A 21,689-nucleotide genomic window follows, 5' to 3' on the forward strand; every position below is an offset into this window, starting at 1 on the left:
GGCACCAGGATGCGCGGTCAGTTCAGCGGCCGCAGGTTACCCGCGGCAACGAGCTGGGGAATCGAAGGACCCGTCAGGTACTGCAGCCCGTCACCCGGCTGGCCGAACCAGGGCCGGATGGGCCCGGCGTCCACCAGGAACGGCTTGGTGACCTCGTAGAGGTGGTAGCCGTAGGGGTAGGCCGGATCGTAGGTGTCCAGGTTGCTCGGCGGCAGCGCCCGCTCCGCGTACGGGGTGCCCGCCGGGGCGAGGAAGTGGCCGAAACCACTGCCGAAGAGGTCGACCTTCTGACCCGCCTTCAGCGTGATGGTGGTCTTGAGCGGTACCCCGTTCAGCAGGACCCAGCCGTCGGGGTACGGATACCACCAGCCGCCGGTCCGCTCGTTCCAGTAGCACGTCAGGAACGCGGAGGCGGACAGGCCGCCCAGCCGCTCGTAGCCCTTCAGCATCTTCCCGATCGCGCCCGTGCGGGGCAGTTCGGCGGGGCCGAGCCGCCAGTCGCCCTTGTAGTACCGCTGGAAGGGCCGGGTGGGTGCGGAGTTGGTCCCCCCGATGCGATGGGTGGCGGGACAGGGTGGGTGGCCCTTGGCGCCGCCTTCGGCTCCGTCCTTCTCCGCCGCGGTGCCGGGTGAGGACTTGGGCGCCGGGGCCGGGGCCGGCAGCCGCCCGGCGGGGAACGGTCCGGCGGGTTGCGCCAGGGCCTGTCCTCCGCCGCACAGCAGCAGCAGCAGCGACCCCAGGATGAGGAGGAGGTGTCGAAGAACGCGCATCCGCTGTCCCCTTGAGTGCGATGGTGAGCGGTTAAGGGGACTATTGGCCGATGCGCGACTTTTATACCGCCGGTCTGACGTGCTTTCATCAGATTGGATCAACGCGGCCCCACGGATGGGGCCCTCCTCACGACCCGTACCCGGGCACACTCACCCCGACAGCCAAGGCGGCCCCGAATCTATGCTGATGTCATGAGCGCACACCCCGGCATCGACCGCGGCCACACCGATGACCTGATGTCCTTCCTCCGCGCCAGCCCCTCGCCGTACCACGCGGTGGCGAACACGGCGGAGCGTCTGGAGAAGGCGGGTTTCCGGCAGGTCGAGGAGACGGCGGCCTGGGACGGCGCGGCGGGCGGACGGTATGTGCTGCGGGGCGGCGCGATCGTCGCCTGGTACGTGCCGGAGGACGCGAGCCCGTGCACTCCGTACCGGATTGTCGGCGCTCACACCGACTCTCCCAATCTGCGCGTCAAGCCGATCCCCGACACCGGCGCCCACGGCTGGCGGCAGATCGCCGTCGAGATCTACGGCGGCGCGCTCCTCAACACCTGGCTCGACCGCGACCTCGGGCTCTCCGGCCGGATCACCCTGCGGGACGGCTCCAGCCGCCTCGTCACCGTCGACAGACCCCTGCTGCGCGTGCCCCAGCTCGCCGTCCACCTCGACCGGTCCGTCAACACCGACGGGCTGAAGCTCGACAAGCAGCGCCATATGACGCCGGTCTGGGGGCTGGGCAGCGCCGAGGAGGGCGACCTCATCCGGTTCGTCGCCGAGGAGACCGGGGTGGCGGCCGAGGACGTGACGGGCTGGGACCTGATGGTGCACAGCGTCGAACCGCCCGCCTACCTCGGCCGGGACCGCGAACTGGTCGCCGGGCCCCGGATGGACAACCTGCTGTCCGTGCACGCCGGGACGGCCGCGCTCACCGCCGCCGCGGCCCGCCCGGAGCTGCCGTACATCCCGGTGCTCGCCGCCTTCGACCACGAGGAGAACGGCAGCCAGTCCGACACCGGCGCCGACGGCCCGCTGCTGGGGAACGTGCTCGAACGTTCCGTCTACGCGCGCGGCGGCGGCTACGAGGACCGGGCCCGGGCCTTCGCGGGCACCGTCTGCCTGTCCTCCGACACCAGCCACGCCGTCCACCCCAACTACGCCGAACGCCACGAACCGGGCCACCACCCGCGGCCCAACGGAGGACCCATCCTCAAGGTCAACGTCAACCAGCGGTACGCCACCGACGGCTCCGGGCGGGCCGTCTTCGTCGCCGCGTGCGAGCGCGCGGGCGTGCCCTGGCAGAGCTTCGTATCCCACAACGCCATGCCGTGCGGCACCACGATCGGACCGATCACCGCCGCCCGGCACGGCATCGCCACCGTCGACATCGGCGTCGCGATCCTGTCCATGCACTCCGCGCGCGAACTGTGCGGAGCGCAGGACCCGCGACTGCTCGCCAAGGCACTCACCGCTTTTCTGGAGGGCTGAGTTGGACTTCTCCCTGCTGGGCCCGGTGACCGTGACCACGGGCCCCGCGACAGCCCCCGTCGAGCTTCCGCTGGGACCGGCCAAGCGCCGCAGCGTGCTCGCGATGCTGCTCCTGCGTCCCAACTCGACCGTCTCGGTCGAGCAGTTGGTCTCCGGACTGTGGGAGGACGAGCCGCCCGCCCACGCCCGTACCGTCATCCAGGGCCATGTCTCCCGGCTGCGCGCGGCCCTCGCCGAGGGCGGCGCCGAGGCCTGCGGCGTCGAGCTGACCACCCACGCTTCCGCCTATCTGCTCCGGCTGCCCGCCTCGCTCGTGGACACCGTGCGCTTCGACGACCTGGTCGCCCGGGCCGACCCCGAGTCCGCCCCGGCCGACGCGGTGCCGATGCTGCGGCAGGCGCTCGGGCTGTGGCGCGGCCCGGCGCTCACCGGGACGGTGGCCAGCCCGCCCTTCGCGGCGGCCGCGCACGCCCTGGAGGAGCGGCGGCTGACCGCCGTGGAGGCCCTGGCCCGGGCGCACGGGGCGCTCGGCGAGTACGAGAAGGCGGCGGGGGTGCTGCATCCGGCGGCCCTCGGCAATCCGCTGCGCGAGGGGCTGATCGCGGATCTGATGCTGGTGCTGTACCGCACCGGGCGGCAGTCCGACGCGATCGCCTGGTTCCACCGCACCCGCGAGATGCTGGCCGACGACCTGGGCGTCGACCCGGGGGAGCGGCTGACCGCCGCGTACCAGGAGATCCTGCGGGCGGTGCCCGCGACGGAACCGCCGCCCGACCCGCGTGTCCCCCGCGACCCGCGTGACCCGCGCGGCGGCGAGGCCCCGGCCGCGCCCGCCGCGCCCGCGCCCACGGCGGCCTCGGGCGCCCCCGCGCCCGGCCCCGCGCCGGAGCTGCTGCCCCGGCCGCCCGCCGGATTCCTCGGCCGGGACGCGGAGTTGGCCGAGCTGACCCGGCTGGCGCTGCCCGCCGCCGGACAGGACCACCCGTACGGCGGCGCCCCCGCCGGGCTCCCCGCCGAGGGCGGCATCACCCTCGTCACCGGGCCCGCCGGGGTCGGCAAGACGGGCCTGGCCGTGCGCTGGGGCCACGCGCACGCCGCCGCCTTCCCCGACGGGCGGCTCTTCGCCGATCTGCGCGGCTTCAGCGGTGGCGAGGAGGCGGAACCCGCCGCCGTGCTGCGCGAGTTCCTGCTCGCCATGGGCACCCCCGCCGACCAGATACCGCCCTCCGAGCAGGCCGCGGGGGCGCTCTACCGCTCGCTGGTGGCCCAGCGGCGGCTGCTGGTGGTGCTGGACAACGCCAGCAGTTCGGCCCAGGTGCGCCCGCTGCTGCCCGGCGGCCCGCACTGCGCCACGCTGGTCACCAGCCGGTCCCGGCTGGACGGGCTGATCGCCACCGACGCGGCCCGCCCGGTGCGGCTGCACGCGCTCGGCCCCGAGGACGGGGCGGCCCTGATCGGCGCGCTGCTCGGCCCCGACCGGGTCGCCGAGGACCCGGCCGCCGCCGAGGAGCTGGTGACGCTGTGCGACGGGCTGCCGCTCGCGCTGCGCGCCGCCTCCGCCCAGCTGGTGGCCCGGCCGCGGTGGCGGCTGGCCCGGCTGGCCACCGCGCTCCGCGACGAGCGGCGGCGGCTGGCCCTGCTGTCGGCGGAGGACGCCGGGGTGGCGGCCGCGCTGCGCAACTCGGTGGCCCGGCTCTCCGCGGACGACGCGCAGTTGCTGCGGGCGCTCGGCGCCGGTTTCGCCCGGGAGGTCAACACCGCTGAGGCGGCCGCGCTGTCCGGGGCGGACCCCGACCTGATCCAGGACTCCCTGGAGCGGCTTGCCGAGATGCATCTGCTGGACGAGGAGGCCACCAACCGCTACGTCATGAGTGACCTGGTGAAACTCTTCGCCCAGGGCGACGGCGGCCGGGGCGCGGGACCGTCCGGTGAGGGGGACGGCCCGGCGTGAGGGAGGGGCGCGCGGTGGGACGTTAGTGATGCGTTAGCGTATCGCAGCCGGACGGCAGCGATACGTCAGCCGCCCCGGACAGAGTTGTTGTCGTACCGGACAGCAGCCGAACCTCACTGGGGGAACCCACCATGTCGCACACCACCACCTTCCTCGCCCGCCACTCCCGCGCCCTGCGCTCCGTCGCCGCCGGTCTCACGGTCGTCGCCGCGGGCCTGACCCTCACGGCCTGCGGCGACAACGACGGCACGGGCGCCAAGAGCTCGGGCAAGACCGAGTCCTCGGCCACGGCCCAGGCCGAGCAGGGCGGCGCCAACGCCGGGGCCCAGGGCAGCGGCGAGAGCAGCACCGGCGGCGCCAAGGGCAGTGCGCAGGACAGCGGCACCGGCAGTGCGCAGGGCACCGAGGAGAAGGCCGGGAAGAGCGGGGGCGCGGCGGCGCAGAAGGGCGGCGGCTCCGGGTCGGACGACACCCAGGAGATCGGCAGCTGCGACGTCGACAAGGCCGCGGTGGAGGTCCAGTCCGTCAAGCGGCCCGTCAACCACCTGCTGCTGAAGTTCACCAACCGGGCCGGGGTGGACTGCAACGTCCCCTCCTACCCCATCCTCCGCTTCGGCAACGCGCAGGCCGCCACCCCGGCCGCCGAGGACACCAAGCCGCAGGCCGTCGTCACACTGGCCCCCGGCGAGTCCGCGTACGCGGGCATCACCACCTCCAGCGGCGACGGCTCGGGCTCGAGCGGCGCCAAGGAGTCCCAGCTCGAGGTGTTCCTCAAGGGCCTCGACAACTCGACCACCGTGAACCTGCCGGCCGGCGGGGTGTACGTCGACAGCTCCGCGCAGGTGACCTACTGGCAGAACACCGCCTCCGACGCGCTCACCTGGTGATCGGCGCGCCCGGCGCGCCACAGGTTTCCCCAGACGGACAGGTAGCCGTCTCCCCCCGGCTACGTGTCCCCGACGGCCCCCGCCTCCGGCGGGGGCCGTCCGCTGTCCCGCCATGTCCCACGGCGCCGCCGCCGGTGTCCCGCACCCGGCCCTTCCCGGTCACGTCACCGCAGGTCGGAACGGGTGCGACGGAACGGGACGTCCCATGGGACACACGCTCCCCCGAAATCCCCCGCCCTCCGGCCGAGAGTGGTTCCCGTCGCCGCGGCGGACCAGCCCGGCGGCCTCGTCCGAGCGGCTCCGACGGCCAGTCGGCCCGCTCTTTCGTCACAGGGGGATGGACACACATGACGCACTCCACCACACCCGCCCGGCACCGGACCGTCCTGCGCACGGTGCTCCCCACGATCGTCGCGGCCGGCATCGGCGCCGCCGGACTCGTGGGCTGCTCGGGCGGCGGGGACACCGGCGGCCATGACGCGAAGGCGGGCAAGGAGCAGTCGGCCGGCAAGAACGCCCTGAGCCGCGACACGGAGGCCGCGAAGGGGAAGGGCAGCGCCCTCAAGCTGAAGACGACCAGCGGGGAGTTCGGCACCAAGGCGGCGGCCGCGGCCGACTTCCCCACCTGGGGCACGCGCTGGATCGTCCACGAGACGGCCGACACCGGCTCCGCTTCCGTCGGCATGATCAACAAGAGCGTCGCGGGGCAGGACCGCATCACCGCCGACTACCAGGTCGACACCGGCAAGAAGGCGTGCGAGGGCGGCGCGTGCTCGACCTACATGGCGCACATCACCGGCCCGGTCAACGGCTTCCTGACCGTCCTCGCCGTGGACATCCCCGAGGACTCGCTGCCCGGCGTCCCCGTGCAGAACGGCGGTCAGCGGCCGCCGGAGCCGCCCCGGCCCGGCGGCACCCGCGCCGAGGCGCTGCGGCGCGCCGCCACCTGGCTCACGGCCAACGGCGGCGGCCGGGTCCCGTACAGCCAGGCCAAGATCTGGAAGGACGGCTTCCGTCAGGACTGCTCGGGCTACGTCTCCATGGCGCTGGGCCTGAAGGCGCCCGGCACCAACACCGTGGGCCTCACCGGCTCCGGCATCACCAAGCCCATCGCCGTGGGCGACCTCAAGCCGGGCGATCTGCTGATCGACGCCTCCGGCGACAACAACACCCGCCACGTCGTGATGTTCGAGAAGTGGAACAACGACGCCCACACCTCGTACACCTCGTACGAGCAGCGCGGTGACTTCGGTACGGACCACACGACCCGTACCTACGGCCTGGAACCGGGCAGCGAGTACAAGCCCTACCGACCGCTGAAGTTCACGGACTGAGCGGAAAGTTCACGGCCTGGTCCGTAAGCGATCCGGTTCCGGTAACGAGCGGCACGTCCACCTCGGGGGTGTGGACGTGTCGCTCGTCATGCTCATGATCCACATGCTCCAATGGGAAGCGTGCCAGCGCATCCGAATCGATCCGAGAATCCGCGACGAAAGCCGCTCGCCCCGCTTCCCGAGGAACTTTCCGGCCCGGTACGGGAATTCGTGACCGCACTGCGCCACATGCACGGCGAACTGGGCCTGAGCCTCAAGGAGCTGGAGGGGCGGCTGCCCGCCAGCCGCTCCTCGCTCTCCCGCTATCTGCGCGGCCAGAGCCTCCCCGACGAACGGCTCCTGGTCCAGTGGGGCAAGCTCTCCTTCACCGCCGAGGACCGGCTGCCCGAGCTGGTGAGGCTGCTCCACCGGGCCAACGAGGCGGCCCCCGCCGAGGAGCCCGCGACGGCCGTCGCGGCCCACGGCGCCCCGGCGCCGTCCCCGCGGGACCGGCCGCCCCGACGGCGGCCGCGGCTCATCCTCGCGGCGGTGGGCACGGTCGCCGTGGCGGCCGGGGCGACGGCCACGGTCATCGCCGTCAGGTCCTCCGACGACGACAAGCCCTCCCCGGGTGCCGCGGCGCGGATCACCGTCTACAACACCGAGAAGGACTGCCGGGCCAAGCGCGTCCGCACCTGCTCGCTGGGGCTGGCCGAGGATCCGTACCTGGCCTACCGGCCCGCGAACATCGCCGGGCGGGCCTGGCACGGCGACGTCCTGCGCGCCGACTGCCGCATCGCCAACGGCGTCACCGTCACCGACGAGGCGGGCGGCCACAGCAGCATGTGGTTCCGCGTCGTGAAGGACGGCAAGCGGATGTGGATCCCGGCCATCCGGATCGATCACGATCAGGTGCAGTACACGACGCTCCCCAACTGCCCGGACTGAGCCCGGGTCAGGACTCGTCGTCCATCCCGGCGAGGACCAGCGGCAGCCGGGCCGCGCCGCCCTCGGTGACCCGGACCGGAACGCCCCAGTCCTGCTGGTGCACATGGCAGGCCGGGTACGCGTTCTCACCCGCGGCGGAGCCGCTGTCAGACTCCGTGTCGTCGCAGGACGCGGCCATCGCCGAGACGTGCAGCACGCCCTCGGTGACCCCCTCGGCCAGGACCAGTTCGCGGCGCAGATCCGTGCCCGCGCCCTCGCCGCCCGCCAGCAGCCCGGGCGGGGTGGAGCTGACCAGCAGCCGGGTGGAGGGGCCGTAGCGGGTGTCCAGCTTCTGGCCGGCGGGCGCCTGGAAGACCACGTCCAGCCGGAGCGTGCCGGGGGCGATGTCGGTGGCGGCGCGCTGGGTGCGGTGGGCCACCGCCTCGACCCGTACGGCCTCCTCGGGCAGCCGCAGCCGGGTCAGCCGGTGCCGGGCGGACTCCACGACCACGATGTCCTGGCCGGCCAGCACCGCGCCGGACGGCTCGCGCAGATCCGTGGCGAGCGTGGAGACCTCGCCGGTGGCCGGGTCGTAGCGGCGCAGCGCGTGGTTGTAGGTGTCCGCGACGGCGACCGAGCCGTCGGGCAGCGCGGTGACGCCCAGCGGATGCTGCAGCAGGGCCTGGTCGGCGGCGCCGTCCCGGTGGCCGAAGTCGAAGAGCCCGGTGCCGACGGCGGTACGGACGGCGAAGCCGTCCCCGTCCCGCTCGACCCAGCGCACCGCGGAACTCTCGGAGTCGGCGACCCACAGCCGGTCGCCGCTCGCGGCGAGCCCGGACGGCTGGGAGAACCACGCCTGGTCCGCCGGCCCGTCCACCAGGCCCTCGTTGGTGGTCCCGGCGGCGGCCGCGACGACCTGGGTCCGGAGGTCGTACGTCCACAGCTGGTGCACGCCCGCCATGGCGATCCACAGCCGGTCGGCGAACCAGGCCAGGTCCCAGGGGGAGGACAGGTCGACGTCGCGCGCCGGCCCCTCGGCGGGCGAGCCCTGCCACCACTGGCGGCCGGTCCCGGCGAGCGTGGTGACCTCACCGGTCGCCGGGTCGAAGCGGCGCAGCGCGTGGTTCACGGTGTCGGCGACCGCCACCGTGCCGTCGGGCAGCGCGGCGAGACCCTGCGGCTCGCTGAACCGGGCCCGGTCCGCCGGGCCGTCGGTGAGGCCGCGCGTCCCCGCGCCGATCCGCCGCAGCACCCGCTCACCGTCCTCGGCCAGCTCCACCAGCTGGTGGCGGGTGGTGTCGGAGACCAGGAAGGTGCCGCCGGGCAGCAGCAGCGCCTTGCCGGGGAAGCGCAGCTCGGTGGGGACCGGCTCCGGCGGTACGTACGGGCCGTCGCCGCGGCGCAGCGTGCCCTTGGCGGCGTGCTCGGCCTCCAGCCGCCCCACCAGGGTCTCGATGGCGTGGGCGTGGCCCTCGCCCGCGTGGCTTGCGACCACGTACCCCTCGGGGTCGATGACGACGAGGGTGGGCCAGGCCCGCACCGCGTAGCTCTTCCAGGTGGCCAGCTCAGGGTCGTCCAGGACCGGGTGGTGCACCTCGTAGCGCTCGACGGCGTCCACGACGGCCCGGTGGTCGGCCTCGTGGACGAACTTCGGCGAGTGCACCCCGACGATCACGACGGTGTCGCGGTGCTTCTCCTCCAGCTCGCGCAGCTCGTCCAGGACGTGCAGACAGTTCACACAGCAGAACGTCCAGAAGTCGAGGATGACGATGCGGCCTCGCAGATCCGCGAGGCCGAGGTCTTTTCCGCCGGTGTTGAGCCAGCCGCCCCGGCCGGTCAGCCGGGGGGCGCGGACGCGTGCACGTGGAGCCATGTCCCCATCCAACATCAGGTGGGGGAAACGCATTCCCGCGGGCCGGTTCGACCGGCTTGCCCCGGTCCGTCCCGGTCCGCCGTGCGGGGCACCGCGCACGGCCGCCGCCGACACGCGGCAAGCCGCCGTTCCGGGCCTACGATCGGACTCGAAGCACTGCCCTCGCGCGCGTGGGCAGCGTAACTTGAAGCCACACACCTGCACCCAGCCCGCGTACCAACCGCCCGAGGGGTCCCGTGACCGTCCATCCCAGCCTTCAGACCTCCGTCGACGCCTGGACGCATTCCATCGACGCCATATCGGAGTTGGTGAACCCGCTCGCGGAGAGCGAATGGAACCGCGCCACCGAATGCCCGGGCTGGTCGGTGCGGGACGTCGTCTCGCACGTGATCGGCCTCGAGTGCGAGATGCTCGGTGATCCGCGCCCCATCCACTCCCTGCCGCGCGACCTGTTCCACATGAAGGGCGAGCTGGGGCGTTACCACGAGGTCCAGGTCGACGTGCGGCGCTGCCACACGGCCCCCGAGATGACCTCCGAGCTGGAGTACACCGTCATCCGGCGGTCCCGTCAGCTGCGGAACGAGAAGCGGCAGCCGGAGACGATGGTGCGCTGGCCCGGCGGCGGCGAGGTGTCCCTCGAAGAGGCCCTGACCCGCCGGGCCTTCGATGTGTGGGTGCACGAGCAGGATCTGCGGCGGGCCCTGAACCAGCCGGGCGACCTGGACTCGCCGGGCGGGTACATCGCCCGGGACCTGTTGCTGTCCGCGCTGCCGAAGGTGGTCGCCAAGGACGCGGGCGCGGCGCCGCAGTCGGCGGTGGTCTTCGATGTGAACGGCCCGATCGAGTTCATGCGCACCGTGCGGGTGGACGCCGACGGCCGGGCCACGATCGACGGCAGTGTGTCGCTGGGCCCGACCGTCACGCTCTCCCTGGACTGGGAGACGTACCTGCGGCTCGCCTGCGGCCGGGTGCGCGCCGAGGCCGTCGCCGAACAGGTGAAGGTCGAGGGGGACCAGCAGCTGGCCGACGCGATCCTGGCGCACTTCGCGATCACCCCGTGACCGGGCAAGGGGCTCACGCCGGTACGTGCACCGCCTCGACGCGGCTGGCGACCACGCGCTCGCGCTCCCGGCGGTGCGCGCGGCCGCGCAGCCGCAGGATCTGGGAGACGCCGAGCGCCTGGAGCACGAACACCACCGCGAAGGCGATGCGGAAGTCGTCACCGGTCACGTCCAGGAGTACGCCGATGGCGAGCAGCGTACTCATCGAGGCCGTGAATCCGCCCATGTTGACGATCCCGGAGGCGGTTCCGGTCCGCTCGGGCGGGTTGGCGGGGCGGGCGAAGTCGAAGCCGATCATCGAAGCGGGCCCGCACGCGCCGAGCACCGCGCACATGACGGCCAGCATCCACAGCGGCGCGTGGTCGCCCGGCCAGCACAGCACGGTGCCCCACACCAGGGCGGTGGCGCCGACCGTGCCGAGGGCCAGCGGGGTGCGGGCGGCGTGGTGGCGGGCGATGACCTGCCCGTAGACCAGGCCGATCACGATGTTGGACAGCACCACCACCGTCAGCAGCTCGCCGGCGACCCCGCGGGACAGCCCCTGCGCCTCCACCAGGAACGGCATCCCCCACAGCAGCAGGAAGACCATGGCGGGGAACTGGGTGGTGAAGTGCGTCCACATGCCCAACCGGGTGCCGGGCTCGCGCCAGGCGTCCACGATCTGCCGGCGCACGAAGCTCTTGTCCGCCCGGGACGCGGGCGGCGGTTCGTGCCCCTCCGGGTGGTCCTTGAGGAAGAGCAGCACCAGGACGAGGATGACCACCCCGCCGACCGCGCTGCCCGCGAAGGTCGGGGTCCAGCCGACGCTGTGCAGGGTCTGGGCGATCACCAGCGTGGAGACCAGGTTGCCCGCCATCCCGATCAGCCCGGCGATCTGCCCGACCAGCGGCCCCCGGCGGGCCGGGAACCAGCGTGAGCCGAGCCGCAGCACGCTGATGAACGTCATCGCGTCACCGCAGCCGAGCAGCGCCCGGGAGCCCAGCGCCATGGGGTACGTGCCGGACAGCGCGAAGGCGAACTGGCCGGCGGTGAACAGCACGATGCCCAAGGCCAGCACCTTGCGGGTGCCGAGCCGGTCGACCATCAGCCCGACCGGTATCTGCATCCCCGCGTAGACGAGGACCTGGAGCATGGAGAAGGTCGACAGCGCCGAGGCGTTGATGTGGAAGCGCTCGGCGGCGTCGATCCCGGCCACGCCCAGGCTGGTGCGGTAGACGATGGCCACGAAGTAGACGGAGACGCCCAGGCCCCAGATGGCGACGGCACGCCGTCCCCCGGGCGGGTCCCCGGGCAGTCGGGCCGTGGTCATCGCACATCTCCCCGGGCGAGGGTGTTCACCCAGCTGATGTGGCGCTGGACGAACCCGGCCGCCGAGCCCGCGTCCCCGGCGCGCAGGGCGTCCAGGATCTCGGTGTGCTCGGTGATGTTCTTGGCGATCCGGTCCGGCTCGGCGTGCATGGTGGCCACGCCCATCCGCAGCTGCCGGTCGCGCAGCTGGTCGTACAGCTGGGCCAGGATCGTGTTCCCCGCCGCCCGGACGATCTCCGCGTGGAAGCAGCGGTCCGCGACCGCGAACGCGGCCAGGTCGCCGGTCGCCGCGTGCCCCTTCTGCTCCTCCAGCAGCTCCTCCAGCCGCCGCAGCAGCCGCTCCCCGGCGGGCACCACCTTGGCGACCGCGTGCTGCTCGACCAGCAGCCGGGTCTCCACCACGTCCGCAATCTCCTGGGCGGAGACGGGCAGCACCAGCGCGCCCTTCTTGGGGTAGAGCTTCAGCAGCCCCTCGGCCTCCAGGCGCAGCAGGGCCTCGCGGACCGGCGTACGGGAGACCCCCACGGCCTCGGCCAGCCCGCCCTCGCTCAGCAGCGTGCCGCCCTCGTAGCGGCGCTGGAGAACGGCTTCTTTGACATGGGTGTAGACGCGTTCGGCGGCGGGCGGCGGCTTGATGGCCGTATCGGCGGTACTCATGATGCGCACAGCATAGATACAAGACGAGGCGCACCCGTCCCCCGTCCGCGATGCGGACGGGGGATCGTGCCGCTAACCCCAGGTGATCAGGCGCTTGGGGCGTTCCAGGATGGCCGCGACGTCCGCGAGCACCTTGGAGCCCAGCTCGCCGTCGACCAGCCGGTGGTCGAAGGAGAGCGCGAGGGTCGTCACCTGGCGCGGCTTGACCTCGCCCTTGTGGACCCACGGCTGGAGCTTGACCGCGCCGAAGGCGAGGATCGCCGACTCCCCGCGGTTGAGGATCGGGGTGCCGGTGTCGATGCCGAAGACGCCGACGTTGGTGATGGTCACCGTGCCGCCGGACATCGCCGCCGGGCTGGTCCTGCCCTCGCGGGCGGTGGACACCAGGTCGCCGAGGGCGGCGGCCAGCTCGGGCAGCGTCTTGGCGTGGGCGTCCTTGATGTTCGGGACGATCAGACCGCGCGGGGTGGCGGCGGCGATGCCCAGGTTGACGTAGTCCTTGTGGACGATCTCCTGGTTCTCCTGGTCCCAGGAGGCGTTGACGTCCGGGTTGCGCTTGATGGCCACCAGCAGCGCCTTGGCCACCAGGAGCAGCGGGTTCACCCGCAGCCCGGCCATCTCCGGGTCCTGCTTGAGGCCGGCGACCAGCTTCATGGTGCGGGTGACGTCGACGGTGACGAACTCCGTGACGTGCGGGGCGGTGAAGGCGCTGTCCACCATCGCCTGCGCGGTGGCCTTCCGTACGCCCTTGACGGGCACCCGGCGCTCCCGCGCGCCCGCGGTGGGGGCCACGGGCTCCGGGGCCGCCTCGGGGGCTTCCACGGCCGCGTGGACGTCCTCGCGGGTGATGATCCCGCCGGGGCCGGTCGGGGTGATCGTCGCCAGGTCGATCCCGAGGTCCTTGGCGAGCTTGCGGACCGGGGGCTTGGCCAGCGGGCGGGCGGCCCCGGTGTCGCCGTTCAGCTCGGGCGCGGGCTCCGGGCGCACCGGAGCGGCGGGCGCCGCTGGCGCGGGCGCGGAGGCGGGCGCCGGGGCCGGGGCGGCCTCGGCCGCCGGGCGCCGGCCGCCCGGCTGGGCCTTGCGCGGGCGGCGCTTGGTGGAGGAGGGCGCGGCGCCGTAGCCGACCAGGTTGGCCTGGCGCCCCTCCGGCTCGGCGGCCTCGGCCGGGGCCTCGGCGGCGGGTTCCGGCGCGGCGGCGGCCTCGGGCACGGCTCCGGCGCCCGGGTCGGTGTCCACCGAGATGATCGCCGTGCCCACGTCCACGGTGGTGCCCTCGCCGAAGCGCAGCTCGTGCACCACCCCGGTGAACGGGATGGGCAGTTCCACCGCGGCCTTGGCGGTCTCGACCTCGCAGACCACCTGACCGTCGGTCACGGTGTCGCCCGGCGCCACCAGCCACTTGAGGATCTCCGCCTCGGTCAGTCCCTCGCCCACGTCGGGCATCTTGAACTCACGGAAGCGCTGCTCGACTGCGGTCATCGTCACGATCTCCTCAAGCCCTTCAGTACGCCAACGCACGGTCTACGGCGTCGAGCACCCGGTCCAGGTCGGGCAGGTACTCGTCCTCCAGCCGCGAGGGCGGGTACGGCGCGTGATAGCCGCCGACCCGCAGCACCGGGGCCTGGAGGTGGTAGAAACACCGCTCGGTGATGCGCGCGGCGATTTCCGCACCGGTCCCCAGGAAAACCGGTGCCTCATGCACCACGACCAGCCTGCCGGTCCGCTCGACGGACCGCTGGACCGTGTCGAAGTCGATCGGCGACATCGACCGCAGATCCACGACCTCCAGCGACGTGCCCTCCTCGGCGGCGGCCGCGGCGGCGTCCAGCGCGACCTTCACCATCGGGCCGTAGGCCGCGAGGGTGAGGTCGGTGCCGGGCCGCGCCACCCGCGCGGCGTGCAGGGGGCCGGGGATCGCCGAGGTGTCGACCTCGCCCTTGTCGTGGTAGCGGCGCTTGGGCTCGAAGTAGATCACCGGGTCGTCGCTGCCGATGGCCTGCTGGAGCATCCAGTAGGCGTCGGAGGCGTTGGAGGGCGAGATCACCTTCAACCCGGCGACGTGCGCGAACAGCGCCTCGGGGGACTCGCTGTGGTGCTCGACCGCACCGATGCCGCCGCCGTACGGGATGCGGATGACGACCGGCATCTTGACCTTGCCGAGCGACCGCGCGTGCATCTTGGCGAGCTGGGTGACGATCTGGTCGTACGCGGGGAAGACGAAACCGTCGAACTGGATCTCCACCACCGGCCGGTAGCCGCGCAGCGCCAGCCCGATCGCGGTGCCGACGATGCCGGACTCCGCCAGCGGGGTGTCGATGACCCGGTCCTCGCCGAAGTCCTTCTGCAGTCCGTCGGTGACGCGGAAGACGCCGCCGAGCTTGCCGACGTCCTCCCCCATGATCAGGACCTTGGGGTCGCTGTCGAGGGCCGTGCGCAGCGACGCGTTGATCGCCTTGGAGAGCGACATCTTCTCAGCGGCCATGTCAGATGCCTTCCTCGGCGGTGACGAACGAAGCCTGGTACGCCGCGAACTGGGCCCGCTCCTCGTCCACGAGGGCGTGGCCGTCGGCGTAGGTGTGCTCGAACAACGCCATGTGGTCGGGGTCGGGCATCGACCGGACCGCCTCCCGCACCCGCTTGGCGAGCGCGTCGGCCTCCTCCTCCAGCCCGCCGAAGAACGCGTCGTCCGCGAGGTTCTCGTTGCTGAGGAGGGTGCGCAGCCGCAGGATCGGGTCCTTGGTCTCCCACAGCTCGCGCTCCTCCGACGAGCGGTAGCGCGTCGGGTCGTCGGAGGTGGTGTGGGCGCCCATGCGGTAGGTGAACGCCTCGACCAGCGTCGGCCCCTGGCCGGTGCGGGCCCGCTCCAGCGCCGCCTTGGTGACGGCGAGACAGGCCAGCACGTCGTTGCCGTCCACCCGGACGCCGGGGAAGCCGTACCCTTGCGCGCGCTGGTAGAGCGGCACCCGGGTCTGCTTCTCGGTGGGCTCGGAGATGGCCCACTGGTTGTTCTGGCAGAAGAAGACGACCGGGGCGTTGTAGACCGCGGAGTAGGTGAACGACTCGGCCACGTCGCCCTGGCTGGAGGCGCCGTCGCCGAAGTAGGCCAGCACGGCCGAGTCCGCGCCGTCCTTGGCCACGCCCATCGCGTAGCCGGTGGCGTGCAGCGTCTGCGCGCCGATGACGATGGTGTACAGGTGGAAGTTGTTGCTGTTGGGATCCCAGCCGCCGTGGTTCACCCCACGGAACATGCCCAGCAGATTGGTCGGGTCGACCCCACGGCACCAGGCGACGCCGTGCTCACGGTAGGTCGGAAAGACGTAGTCGTCGTCGCGCAGCGCCCGGCCGGAGCCGATCTGCGCGGCCTCCTGGCCGAGCAGCGAGGCCCACAGGCCCAGTTCGCCCTGGCGCTGGAGGGTGGTGGCCTCGGCGTCGAAGCGCCGCGTCAGCACCATGTCCCGGTACAGGCCGCGCAGCTCGTCGGGGGTCAGGTCGATCGCGTACTCGGGGTGCTCGACCCGCTCGCCCTCCGGGGTCAGCAGCTGTACGAGCTCCGGCTCCGCCGACTGCTTCTTCGTGCTCCGCGCGCTGGTGCTGCGCTTGGCTCCGCTGCGGCGCGGCTTGCGCGCGGCAGTGCTCTCCACGGTCACGTGTGCTCCTCCGTCTGTCCGGCCTCCGGGATCCGCCGGCGGCCAGTTGCGGCTCGCCCGTCCGACGACGACGCACGGGGTGGGTGCGACGAAACGTCCGTCCGGGCGTGACAGGTTCCCGGCGGTCGGCCCCGCACAAGGCACGTTACCCAGTGCTCCGCATCTCTGCGAAACCCCACCTGACCTGCAATTTTGCTTGGATTTCCAAGTAAATCGCGCGCTTGGGTGAACATCCACTGGTCACAGCCTCGCCGACCGTCGGTCCATCGCACGTTATCCCGCTGGACAAAGGCACGGGAAGACTTCGTATGTGAGACTGGAGCCGTGCGCGAAGAAGGAAAAATCAGGATTTTCCTACTCGACGACCATGAAGTCGTACGACGTGGCGTGCGCGAGCTGCTGGCCGCCGAGCCGGACATGGAGGTGGTCGGCGAGGCGGGCACCGCGGCCGACGCCCTCGCCCGGATCCTCGCGACCCGCCCCGACGTCGCCGTGCTCGACATCCGGCTCCCCGACCGCAGCGGCGTCGAGGTCTGCCGGGAGATCCGCTCGCGCGACGAGGCCATCCGCTGCATGATGCTCACCTCCTTCGCCGACGACGAGGCCCTGTTCGACGCGATCATGGCGGGCGCGTCCGGCTATGTGCTCAAGGACATCCGCGGCAGCGAACTGCTCGCCGCCGTCCGGGACGTGGCCGCGGGCCGTTCGCTGCTCGACCCGGTGGCCACCGCCCGGGTGCTGGAGCGGCTGCGCGGCGGTGCCAAACCCGACGACCGGCTCGCCGCCCTCACCGAGCAGGAGCGCCGGATCCTGATCCTGATCGGGGAAGGGCTGACCAACCGGGTGATCGGCGAGCGGCTGCACCTCGCCGAGAAGACCATCAAGAACTATGTCTCCAGCCTGCTGTCCAAGCTCGGCATGGAACGCCGCTCGCAGGCCGCCGCCTTCGTGGCCCGGATGCAGGCCCAGAAGAACTAGTAGGGGCATCTCGCCCCGGGCCGATCGCCCCCAAGCACCATTCGGGCCGCCGCGTCAACTCGCGCACGGTCCGTGACGCCAGGTGATCTAACATCTGGCAGGTGCCGCGCTCACCTGTACACCTCGCCGAGGCCGCTCCCGACGGGGAAACCCTGAGCGCCCTGCTCCGCCGCTACGACCGGGCCGGTGAGCCGGTGTCCTGCGACCCCCTCACCGAGGGTCTGCTCAACCGCGGCTACCGGCTCGCCACCACCCGCGGCCGGTTCTTCCTCAAGCACCACCTCGACGGCGACCGCGCCGCCATCGCCCGCCAGCACCGGGCCACCCAGCGGCTGGGCGCGCTCGGCCTGCCGGTCGCCCCGCCGGTCCCGGACGCCCACGGTCGTACGGTCGCCGTCATCGGCGGCCGCTGTTACGCCCTCCACCCCTGGGTCGACGGGCGGCACCGCGACGGCGCCGCGCTGACCACGCCCCAGTGCTGGGGGCTGGGCAGGCTGCTGGGGTTCGCCCACACCTGTCTGGAGCAGGTCATGCGGGCCCGGGCCTGCGACCGCGAGCCGCCGGAGCCCGCGGCCGACCCCGAGGACACCTTCGCCGTCATAGACGAGCTGCTGGCCCTGGTCCGCGGCCACCGCCCGCGCGACACCTTCGACGAACTGGCCGAGCACCGGCTGACCGAGCGCCGCGCACTGCTGGAGCGGCACGCCCACCGCCGCCCGGAGGCGGACGCGATCCCGGCCACGGGATGGGTGCACGGCGACTTCCACCCGCTGAACCTGCTCTACCGGGACACCGAACCGGCCGCGATCGTCGACTGGGACCGGCTGGGCGTGCAGCCGCGCGCCGAGGAGGCCGTACGCGCCGCCGCGATCTTCTTCGTACGCCCCGGCGGCACCCTGGAGCTGACCAAGGTCCGGTCCTACGCCCGGGCCTACCGCCGCATGGCGGGCGCCGGGGCCGCCGAGATGGCCGCGGCCGTGCACCGGGTGTGGTGGGAGCGGCTCAACGACTTCTGGATGCTGCGCTGGCGCTACCAGCGCGGCGACCACCGCGCCGATCCGCAGTTCCCGGCCGCGGCCGCGCTGGTGGTGTGGTGGACGCGGGAGTACGGGGCGGTCCGCGACGCCTTCTGCGGCTGAGGCGCGCGCTTCCCCCCGCTCATGCGACTGCCCCGGCACCGCTCGCGCGGGGCCGGGGCAGCCATGGTCATGGGACGAGGTCAGCCGAGGCCCTGGCCGCTCGGGAGCCCGCCGCCGCTCGGCTCGCCGCTGCCGCCTTCGTCGGGCGGCGTCGTCCCGCCGTCGTCGGGCGGCGTGGACGGGGTGCTGCCGTCGTCCGGCGTGGTCTCGGTGTCCGTGGGGGTGTCGGTCGGGCCGCTGGTCGGCTCGTTCGGCACCCCGGGATCGGTGGGCTGCCCGGTGTACGAGGGGCCGGTCGGGTCCTGGGGCTGGGTGTAGTCGCCCGTCCCGCCGGTGGAGCCGTCGCTCGTCGGCGGCGCCGTCGTCTCCTCCGTGGGCTCCTTGCTCGGCCCCTTGGTCTCCTTGTGCGCGGTCGACGACGGGTTCTTGCTCGGCTGCTTGCCCTTGCCGTCGTCGCCGCCGTAGTTGAGCGCGAACGCGACCCCGACCGCCACGGCGATCACGGCGAGCGCCGCGATCAGCCACAGCTTGCCGCGGCCGCCCCGGCCCCGGCCGGAGCCCCCGTCGTAACCGCCGTCGTAGCCGCCGCCGTCGCCCACGCCGGGCACGGCCATCGGCTGCTGGGAGGTGTCGCCGTGCCCGGGATGCGACATCGCGGTCGTCCCCGCCATGCCCGCCATGCCCATCGCGCCCGTGGAGCCGCCGAGGTGCTGGGTGACCGGGCCGGTGTTCCAGACCCCGGTGTGGCCACCGGCCTCCTGGAGCATCTGCAGCGCGTACTGGACCAGTCCGCGCATCTCCTCGGCGCTCTGGAACCGGTCGTCCGGGTCCTTCGCGAGCGAGCGCATCACCAGGCCGTCCAGCTCCGGCGGCACCGTGCCGCCCGAAATTTCGGACGGTGGCACCGGAGTGTCCTGAACGTGCTGATAAACGACCGAAAGAGGAGTCTCACCGGTGAACGGCGGGCGCAGCGCGAGGAGTTCGTACAGCAGACACCCGGTCGCGTACAGGTCGGAGCGGTGGTCCACGGCCTTGCCGAGCGCCTGCTCCGGCGAGAGGTACTGCGGGGTGCCCATGACCATGCCGGTCTGGGTCATGGTGGACTGCGCGCCGTGCAGGGCGCGGGCGATGCCGAAGTCCATCACCTTGACCGCGCCGCTGTTGGTGATGATCACGTTCGCGGGCTTGATGTCACGGTGCACGATGCCGTGCTGATGGCTGTAGGCCAGCGCCTCCAGCACCCCGGAGACGATGATCAGCGCCTGGTCCGGCGGCGGCGCCTCGGCGTTCAGCAACAGGTCGCGGATGGTGTGCCCCTCGACCAGCTCCATCACGATGTAGGGCACGGTGCGCTGGCCGACGACGTCCTCGCCGGAGTCGTACACCGCGACGACCGCGTGGTGGTTCAGCCCGGCGACGGACTGTGCCTCGCGGGTGAAGCGGGCCTTGGACACCGGGTCCTCGGCCAGGTCGGCACGGAGCAGCTTCACCGCGACCGTTCGGCCGAGCCGGATGTCCTCGGCGGCGAAGACCTCCGCCATGCCGCCTCGGCCCAGGCGACCGGTGAGGCGGTAGCGGCCATCGCCGACCAGCCCACCGTTTCCCCACACCTCGGGCCCATCAGACATTCCGGACCCGGTGGCCTCAGGTTCTGAAGGCCCCTGGGCGCTCTGGGTCTGTGCCATCGGTCCTCGCCGTCTCGGTCTAGGTGGGGGTCTGGTCGAGATCGCCCCGCCCGCGGGCGGTACGGTTCCTGCCTAGGCACGCTACAGCCTTCGCGCCGCGCATCGGTTCGTGATGGACCGGCCATCAAACCTGTCGACGGTGAAGTGTTGCAAATCGCGTGACGGGTTCTTGAGCATCCGGTCACGGAACGGGCACGTGGCTTGACGTGTCCGTGGCCTGGGGCAGACTTGGCCACGATATCCGGAACACGAAGATCATGGCGTCGAAACGTGCGGGTCCGAACGGTGAGTGCGCCGAGGGGGAAGTACAACATGAGCCAGCACGGCGCACCTGGTCGCTACCAGGGCAGTTCCCTGGCCGGCGGCCGTTACCAATTGCGGGACCTGCTCGGCGAAGGCGGCATGGCGTCGGTGCACCTCGCGTACGACTCCGTGCTGGACCGCCAGGTCGCGATCAAGACGCTGCACACGGAGCTGGGCCGCGAACAGTCCTTCCGCGAGCGCTTCCGCCGCGAGGCCCAGGCCGTGGCGAAGCTCACGCACACCAATATCGTCTCGGTCTTCGACACCGGCGAGGATTCGATCGACGACACGCTCATGCCGTACATCGTCATGGAGTACGTCGAGGGACATCCGCTGCGTTCCGTTCTCGACGCCGATGTCCGGCAACACGGCGCGATGCCGACCGAAAAGGCGCTGAAAATCACCGGTGATGTTCTGGCGGCGCTGGAGATCAGTCACGAAATGGGGCTGGTTCACCGCGACATCAAGCCCGGTAACGTGATGATGACCAAGCGTAATGTGGTCAAAGTCATGGACTTCGGCATCGCCCGCGCCATGCAGTCCGGGGTCACCTCCATGACCCAGACCGGCATGGTCGTCGGCACCCCGCAGTACCTCTCGCCCGAGCAGGCGCTGGGCCGTGGCGTGGACGCCCGCAGCGACCTGTACTCGGTCGGCATCATGCTCTTCGAGCTGCTGACCGGCCGGCTCCCCTTCGACGCCGACTCGCCACTCGCCATCGCGTACGCGCACGTGCAGGAGGAGCCGGTCGCGCCCTCCTCGATCAACCAGTCCATCCCGCCCGCGGTGGACGCGCTGGTCGCCCGCGCCCTGAAGAAGAACCCGAACGAGCGCTTCCCGACCGCCGAGGCCATGCGCGACGAGTGCGCCCGCGTCTCCCGCACCGGCCAGACCGGCGCGGCCCCGATCATCATCACCGGCGGCCCGCCCGCGACCAGCGGCTCCGGCGTCGGCGCCGCGGTCTTCCCGCCCGTCGACCAGCAGGCCCCCGCCCCCGGCCCCGGCAGCGTCCAGACGCCGTACCAGCCGCAGGCCGGAGCGGGGCAGTACGGCGCCTTCGGCCCGTCCACCCCGCCGCCGCCGAGCCAGCCGGTGGGGCAGCAGCCCTACGGCACCCCCGCGTCCCCGTACCAGGGCGGCCACGGCTCGCACACCCCGCCGCCGTACAACATCGCGCCCGCCCCGGCCCACTCGCCGGGGTCCCCGGGGTCGCCGGGCTCCGCGGGCGGCGGCAACAGCAACAAGCGCGTGATCATAGGCTCCGCCGTGGTGGCCGCGATCGCGGTCCTCGGCGTCGTCGTGGTCGTCGCCCTCAACGGCCCGGGCGGCGGCGAGAAGAAGGACCAGAGCGAGGGCGGCGGCGACAAGAAGACCTCCGCGCCCCCGTCGACGGCCGCCGCGGGCTTCCGCATGGGCGACAAGACGAAGACGATCGACCCGGCCAAGTGCAAGGACGCGTACGAGAACAGCGACGAGAAGGGCACCTACAGCGTGCCCGACTTCCAGAACCTCTACGTCGACTCGGTGAAGAAGTGCATCCGGGCCGCGGGCTGGAAGTACCGCGTCACGACCCAGGACGAGAACCTGTGGGGCAAGGGCACGGTCCTCAACTACACGTACCGCAACTACGAGCCGTACAACCCGGACACCGACACCATCGAGCTGACGGTCTCCACCGGGAATCCGGGCTGAGGCAGCACTCCCT

General features: G+C 72.4%; 17 protein-coding genes. 9 read left to right on the plus strand and 8 right to left on the minus strand.

The features are described 5' to 3' along the window. Window positions 1-17: 17 nt before the first annotated feature. Window positions 18-770 carry a TNT domain-containing protein gene (locus ASC60_RS01345; protein WP_234356736.1) on the minus strand — a complete coding sequence of 251 codons (753 nt, stop codon included), beginning with the start codon at window positions 768-770 and terminating at the stop codon, window positions 18-20. Between the two features lie 192 nt (window positions 771-962). On the opposite strand from ASC60_RS01345, the gene ASC60_RS01350 reads away from it, so the two are divergent. The 5 genes from ASC60_RS01350 to ASC60_RS01370 all read left to right on the plus strand — a co-directional run bounded on the left by ASC60_RS01350 (window position 963) and on the right by ASC60_RS01370 (window position 7,354). After that, complete coding sequence (locus tag ASC60_RS01350; protein ID WP_055545816.1) at window positions 963-2,255, plus strand: M18 family aminopeptidase; 1,293 nt, start codon at window positions 963-965, stop codon at window positions 2,253-2,255. A gap of 1 nt (window position 2,256) precedes the next feature. Further along, window positions 2,257-4,206, plus strand: a complete 1,950-nt coding sequence (locus tag ASC60_RS01355) for a BTAD domain-containing putative transcriptional regulator (RefSeq protein WP_055545818.1) — start codon at window positions 2,257-2,259, stop codon at window positions 4,204-4,206. Window positions 4,207-4,337: 131 nt separating this feature from the next. Further along, window positions 4,338-5,093: a DUF4232 domain-containing protein gene (locus tag ASC60_RS01360; RefSeq protein WP_055545823.1), complete on the plus strand. Its 756-nt coding sequence runs from the start codon at window positions 4,338-4,340 to the stop codon at window positions 5,091-5,093. A 347-nt stretch (window positions 5,094-5,440) separates the two neighbouring features. Continuing rightward, window positions 5,441-6,427 carry a hypothetical protein gene (locus tag ASC60_RS01365; protein ID WP_055545825.1) on the plus strand — a complete coding sequence of 329 codons (987 nt, stop codon included), beginning with the start codon at window positions 5,441-5,443 and terminating at the stop codon, window positions 6,425-6,427. Window positions 6,428-6,637: 210 nt separating this feature from the next. Next, entirely contained in the window at window positions 6,638-7,354 is a 717-nt protein-coding gene (locus tag ASC60_RS01370) for a helix-turn-helix domain-containing protein (protein ID WP_234356737.1), read from the plus strand. 7 nt (window positions 7,355-7,361) lie between these two features. Here the strand turns inward: ASC60_RS01370 and ASC60_RS01375 are convergent, their stop codons facing one another. Then, window positions 7,362-9,206 (minus strand): NHL domain-containing thioredoxin family protein, encoded by a 1,845-nt coding sequence (locus tag ASC60_RS01375; protein WP_055545829.1) that lies wholly within the window; start codon window positions 9,204-9,206, stop codon window positions 7,362-7,364. A 236-nt stretch (window positions 9,207-9,442) separates the two neighbouring features. On the opposite strand from ASC60_RS01375, the gene ASC60_RS01380 reads away from it, so the two are divergent. After that, a complete protein-coding gene (locus tag ASC60_RS01380) occupies window positions 9,443-10,267 on the plus strand; it encodes a maleylpyruvate isomerase family mycothiol-dependent enzyme (RefSeq protein ID WP_055545831.1) in 825 nt (274 codons plus the stop codon). A gap of 13 nt (window positions 10,268-10,280) precedes the next feature. Here the strand turns inward: ASC60_RS01380 and ASC60_RS01385 are convergent, their stop codons facing one another. The 5 genes from ASC60_RS01385 to pdhA all read right to left on the minus strand — a co-directional run bounded on the left by ASC60_RS01385 (window position 10,281) and on the right by pdhA (window position 15,879). Then, on the minus strand, window positions 10,281-11,576 hold the full coding sequence (locus tag ASC60_RS01385; protein ID WP_055545833.1) for a nitrate/nitrite transporter: 1,296 nt from the start codon (window positions 11,574-11,576) through the stop codon (window positions 10,281-10,283). Further along, window positions 11,573-12,232, minus strand: coding sequence for a GntR family transcriptional regulator (locus ASC60_RS01390; RefSeq protein ID WP_055547096.1), 660 nt, complete (start codon window positions 12,230-12,232; stop codon window positions 11,573-11,575). The genes ASC60_RS01385 and ASC60_RS01390 overlap by 4 nt, the downstream gene beginning before the upstream one ends. A 72-nt stretch (window positions 12,233-12,304) precedes the next feature. Continuing rightward, a complete protein-coding gene (locus ASC60_RS01395) occupies window positions 12,305-13,711 on the minus strand; it encodes a dihydrolipoamide acetyltransferase family protein (RefSeq protein WP_055545835.1) in 1,407 nt (468 codons plus the stop codon). Between the two features lie 22 nt (window positions 13,712-13,733). Then, window positions 13,734-14,714 (minus strand): alpha-ketoacid dehydrogenase subunit beta, encoded by a 981-nt coding sequence (locus ASC60_RS01400; protein WP_055545837.1) that lies wholly within the window; start codon window positions 14,712-14,714, stop codon window positions 13,734-13,736. Window position 14,715: 1 nt separating this feature from the next. Then, window positions 14,716-15,879, minus strand: a complete 1,164-nt coding sequence (gene pdhA / locus ASC60_RS01405; protein ID WP_055545839.1) for a pyruvate dehydrogenase (acetyl-transferring) E1 component subunit alpha — start codon at window positions 15,877-15,879, stop codon at window positions 14,716-14,718. 324 nt (window positions 15,880-16,203) lie between these two features. On the opposite strand from pdhA, the gene ASC60_RS01410 reads away from it, so the two are divergent. Together ASC60_RS01410 and ASC60_RS01415 are read left to right on the plus strand one after the other, a co-directional pair. After that, a complete protein-coding gene (locus tag ASC60_RS01410) occupies window positions 16,204-16,857 on the plus strand; it encodes a response regulator transcription factor (RefSeq protein WP_055545843.1) in 654 nt (217 codons plus the stop codon). Window positions 16,858-16,958: 101 nt separating this feature from the next. Continuing rightward, window positions 16,959-17,996 (plus strand): phosphotransferase, encoded by a 1,038-nt coding sequence (locus ASC60_RS01415; RefSeq protein ID WP_055545845.1) that lies wholly within the window; start codon window positions 16,959-16,961, stop codon window positions 17,994-17,996. A gap of 80 nt (window positions 17,997-18,076) precedes the next feature. Here ASC60_RS01415 and ASC60_RS01420 read toward each other — a convergent pair whose 3' ends face one another. Next, complete coding sequence (locus tag ASC60_RS01420; protein WP_079038088.1) at window positions 18,077-19,681, minus strand: protein kinase; 1,605 nt, start codon at window positions 19,679-19,681, stop codon at window positions 18,077-18,079. A gap of 312 nt (window positions 19,682-19,993) precedes the next feature. Here ASC60_RS01420 and ASC60_RS01425 point away from each other — a divergent pair, with 312 nt between their 5' ends. Further along, window positions 19,994-21,676: a protein kinase gene (locus ASC60_RS01425; RefSeq protein ID WP_055545849.1), complete on the plus strand. Its 1,683-nt coding sequence runs from the start codon at window positions 19,994-19,996 to the stop codon at window positions 21,674-21,676. Window positions 21,677-21,689 lie beyond the last annotated feature (13 nt).

This window comes from Streptomyces sp. NBRC 110028, assembly GCF_001417735.1.
Lineage (GTDB): Bacteria > Actinomycetota > Actinomycetes > Streptomycetales > Streptomycetaceae > Streptomyces.

Bases quoted from the DNA above. Each gene is read 5' to 3' on its own strand.
- ASC60_RS01420 (WP_079038088.1), bottom strand. From the start codon at position 19,681: ATGGCACAGACCCAGAGCGCCCAGGGGCCTTCAGAACCTGAGGCCACC.
- ASC60_RS01360 (WP_055545823.1), top strand. From the start codon at position 4,338: ATGTCGCACACCACCACCTTCCTCGCCCGCCACTCCCGCGCCCTGCGC.
- ASC60_RS01375 (WP_055545829.1), bottom strand. From the start codon at position 9,206: ATGGCTCCACGTGCACGCGTCCGCGCCCCCCGGCTGACCGGCCGGGGC.
- ASC60_RS01385 (WP_055545833.1), bottom strand. From the start codon at position 11,576: ATGACCACGGCCCGACTGCCCGGGGACCCGCCCGGGGGACGGCGTGCC.
- ASC60_RS01365 (WP_055545825.1), top strand. From the start codon at position 5,441: ATGACGCACTCCACCACACCCGCCCGGCACCGGACCGTCCTGCGCACG.
- ASC60_RS01345 (WP_234356736.1), bottom strand. From the start codon at position 770: ATGCGCGTTCTTCGACACCTCCTCCTCATCCTGGGGTCGCTGCTGCTG.
- ASC60_RS01350 (WP_055545816.1), top strand. From the start codon at position 963: ATGAGCGCACACCCCGGCATCGACCGCGGCCACACCGATGACCTGATG.
- ASC60_RS01395 (WP_055545835.1), bottom strand. From the start codon at position 13,711: ATGACCGCAGTCGAGCAGCGCTTCCGTGAGTTCAAGATGCCCGACGTG.
- ASC60_RS01390 (WP_055547096.1), bottom strand. From the start codon at position 12,232: ATGAGTACCGCCGATACGGCCATCAAGCCGCCGCCCGCCGCCGAACGC.
- ASC60_RS01400 (WP_055545837.1), bottom strand. From the start codon at position 14,714: ATGGCCGCTGAGAAGATGTCGCTCTCCAAGGCGATCAACGCGTCGCTG.
- ASC60_RS01425 (WP_055545849.1), top strand. From the start codon at position 19,994: ATGAGCCAGCACGGCGCACCTGGTCGCTACCAGGGCAGTTCCCTGGCC.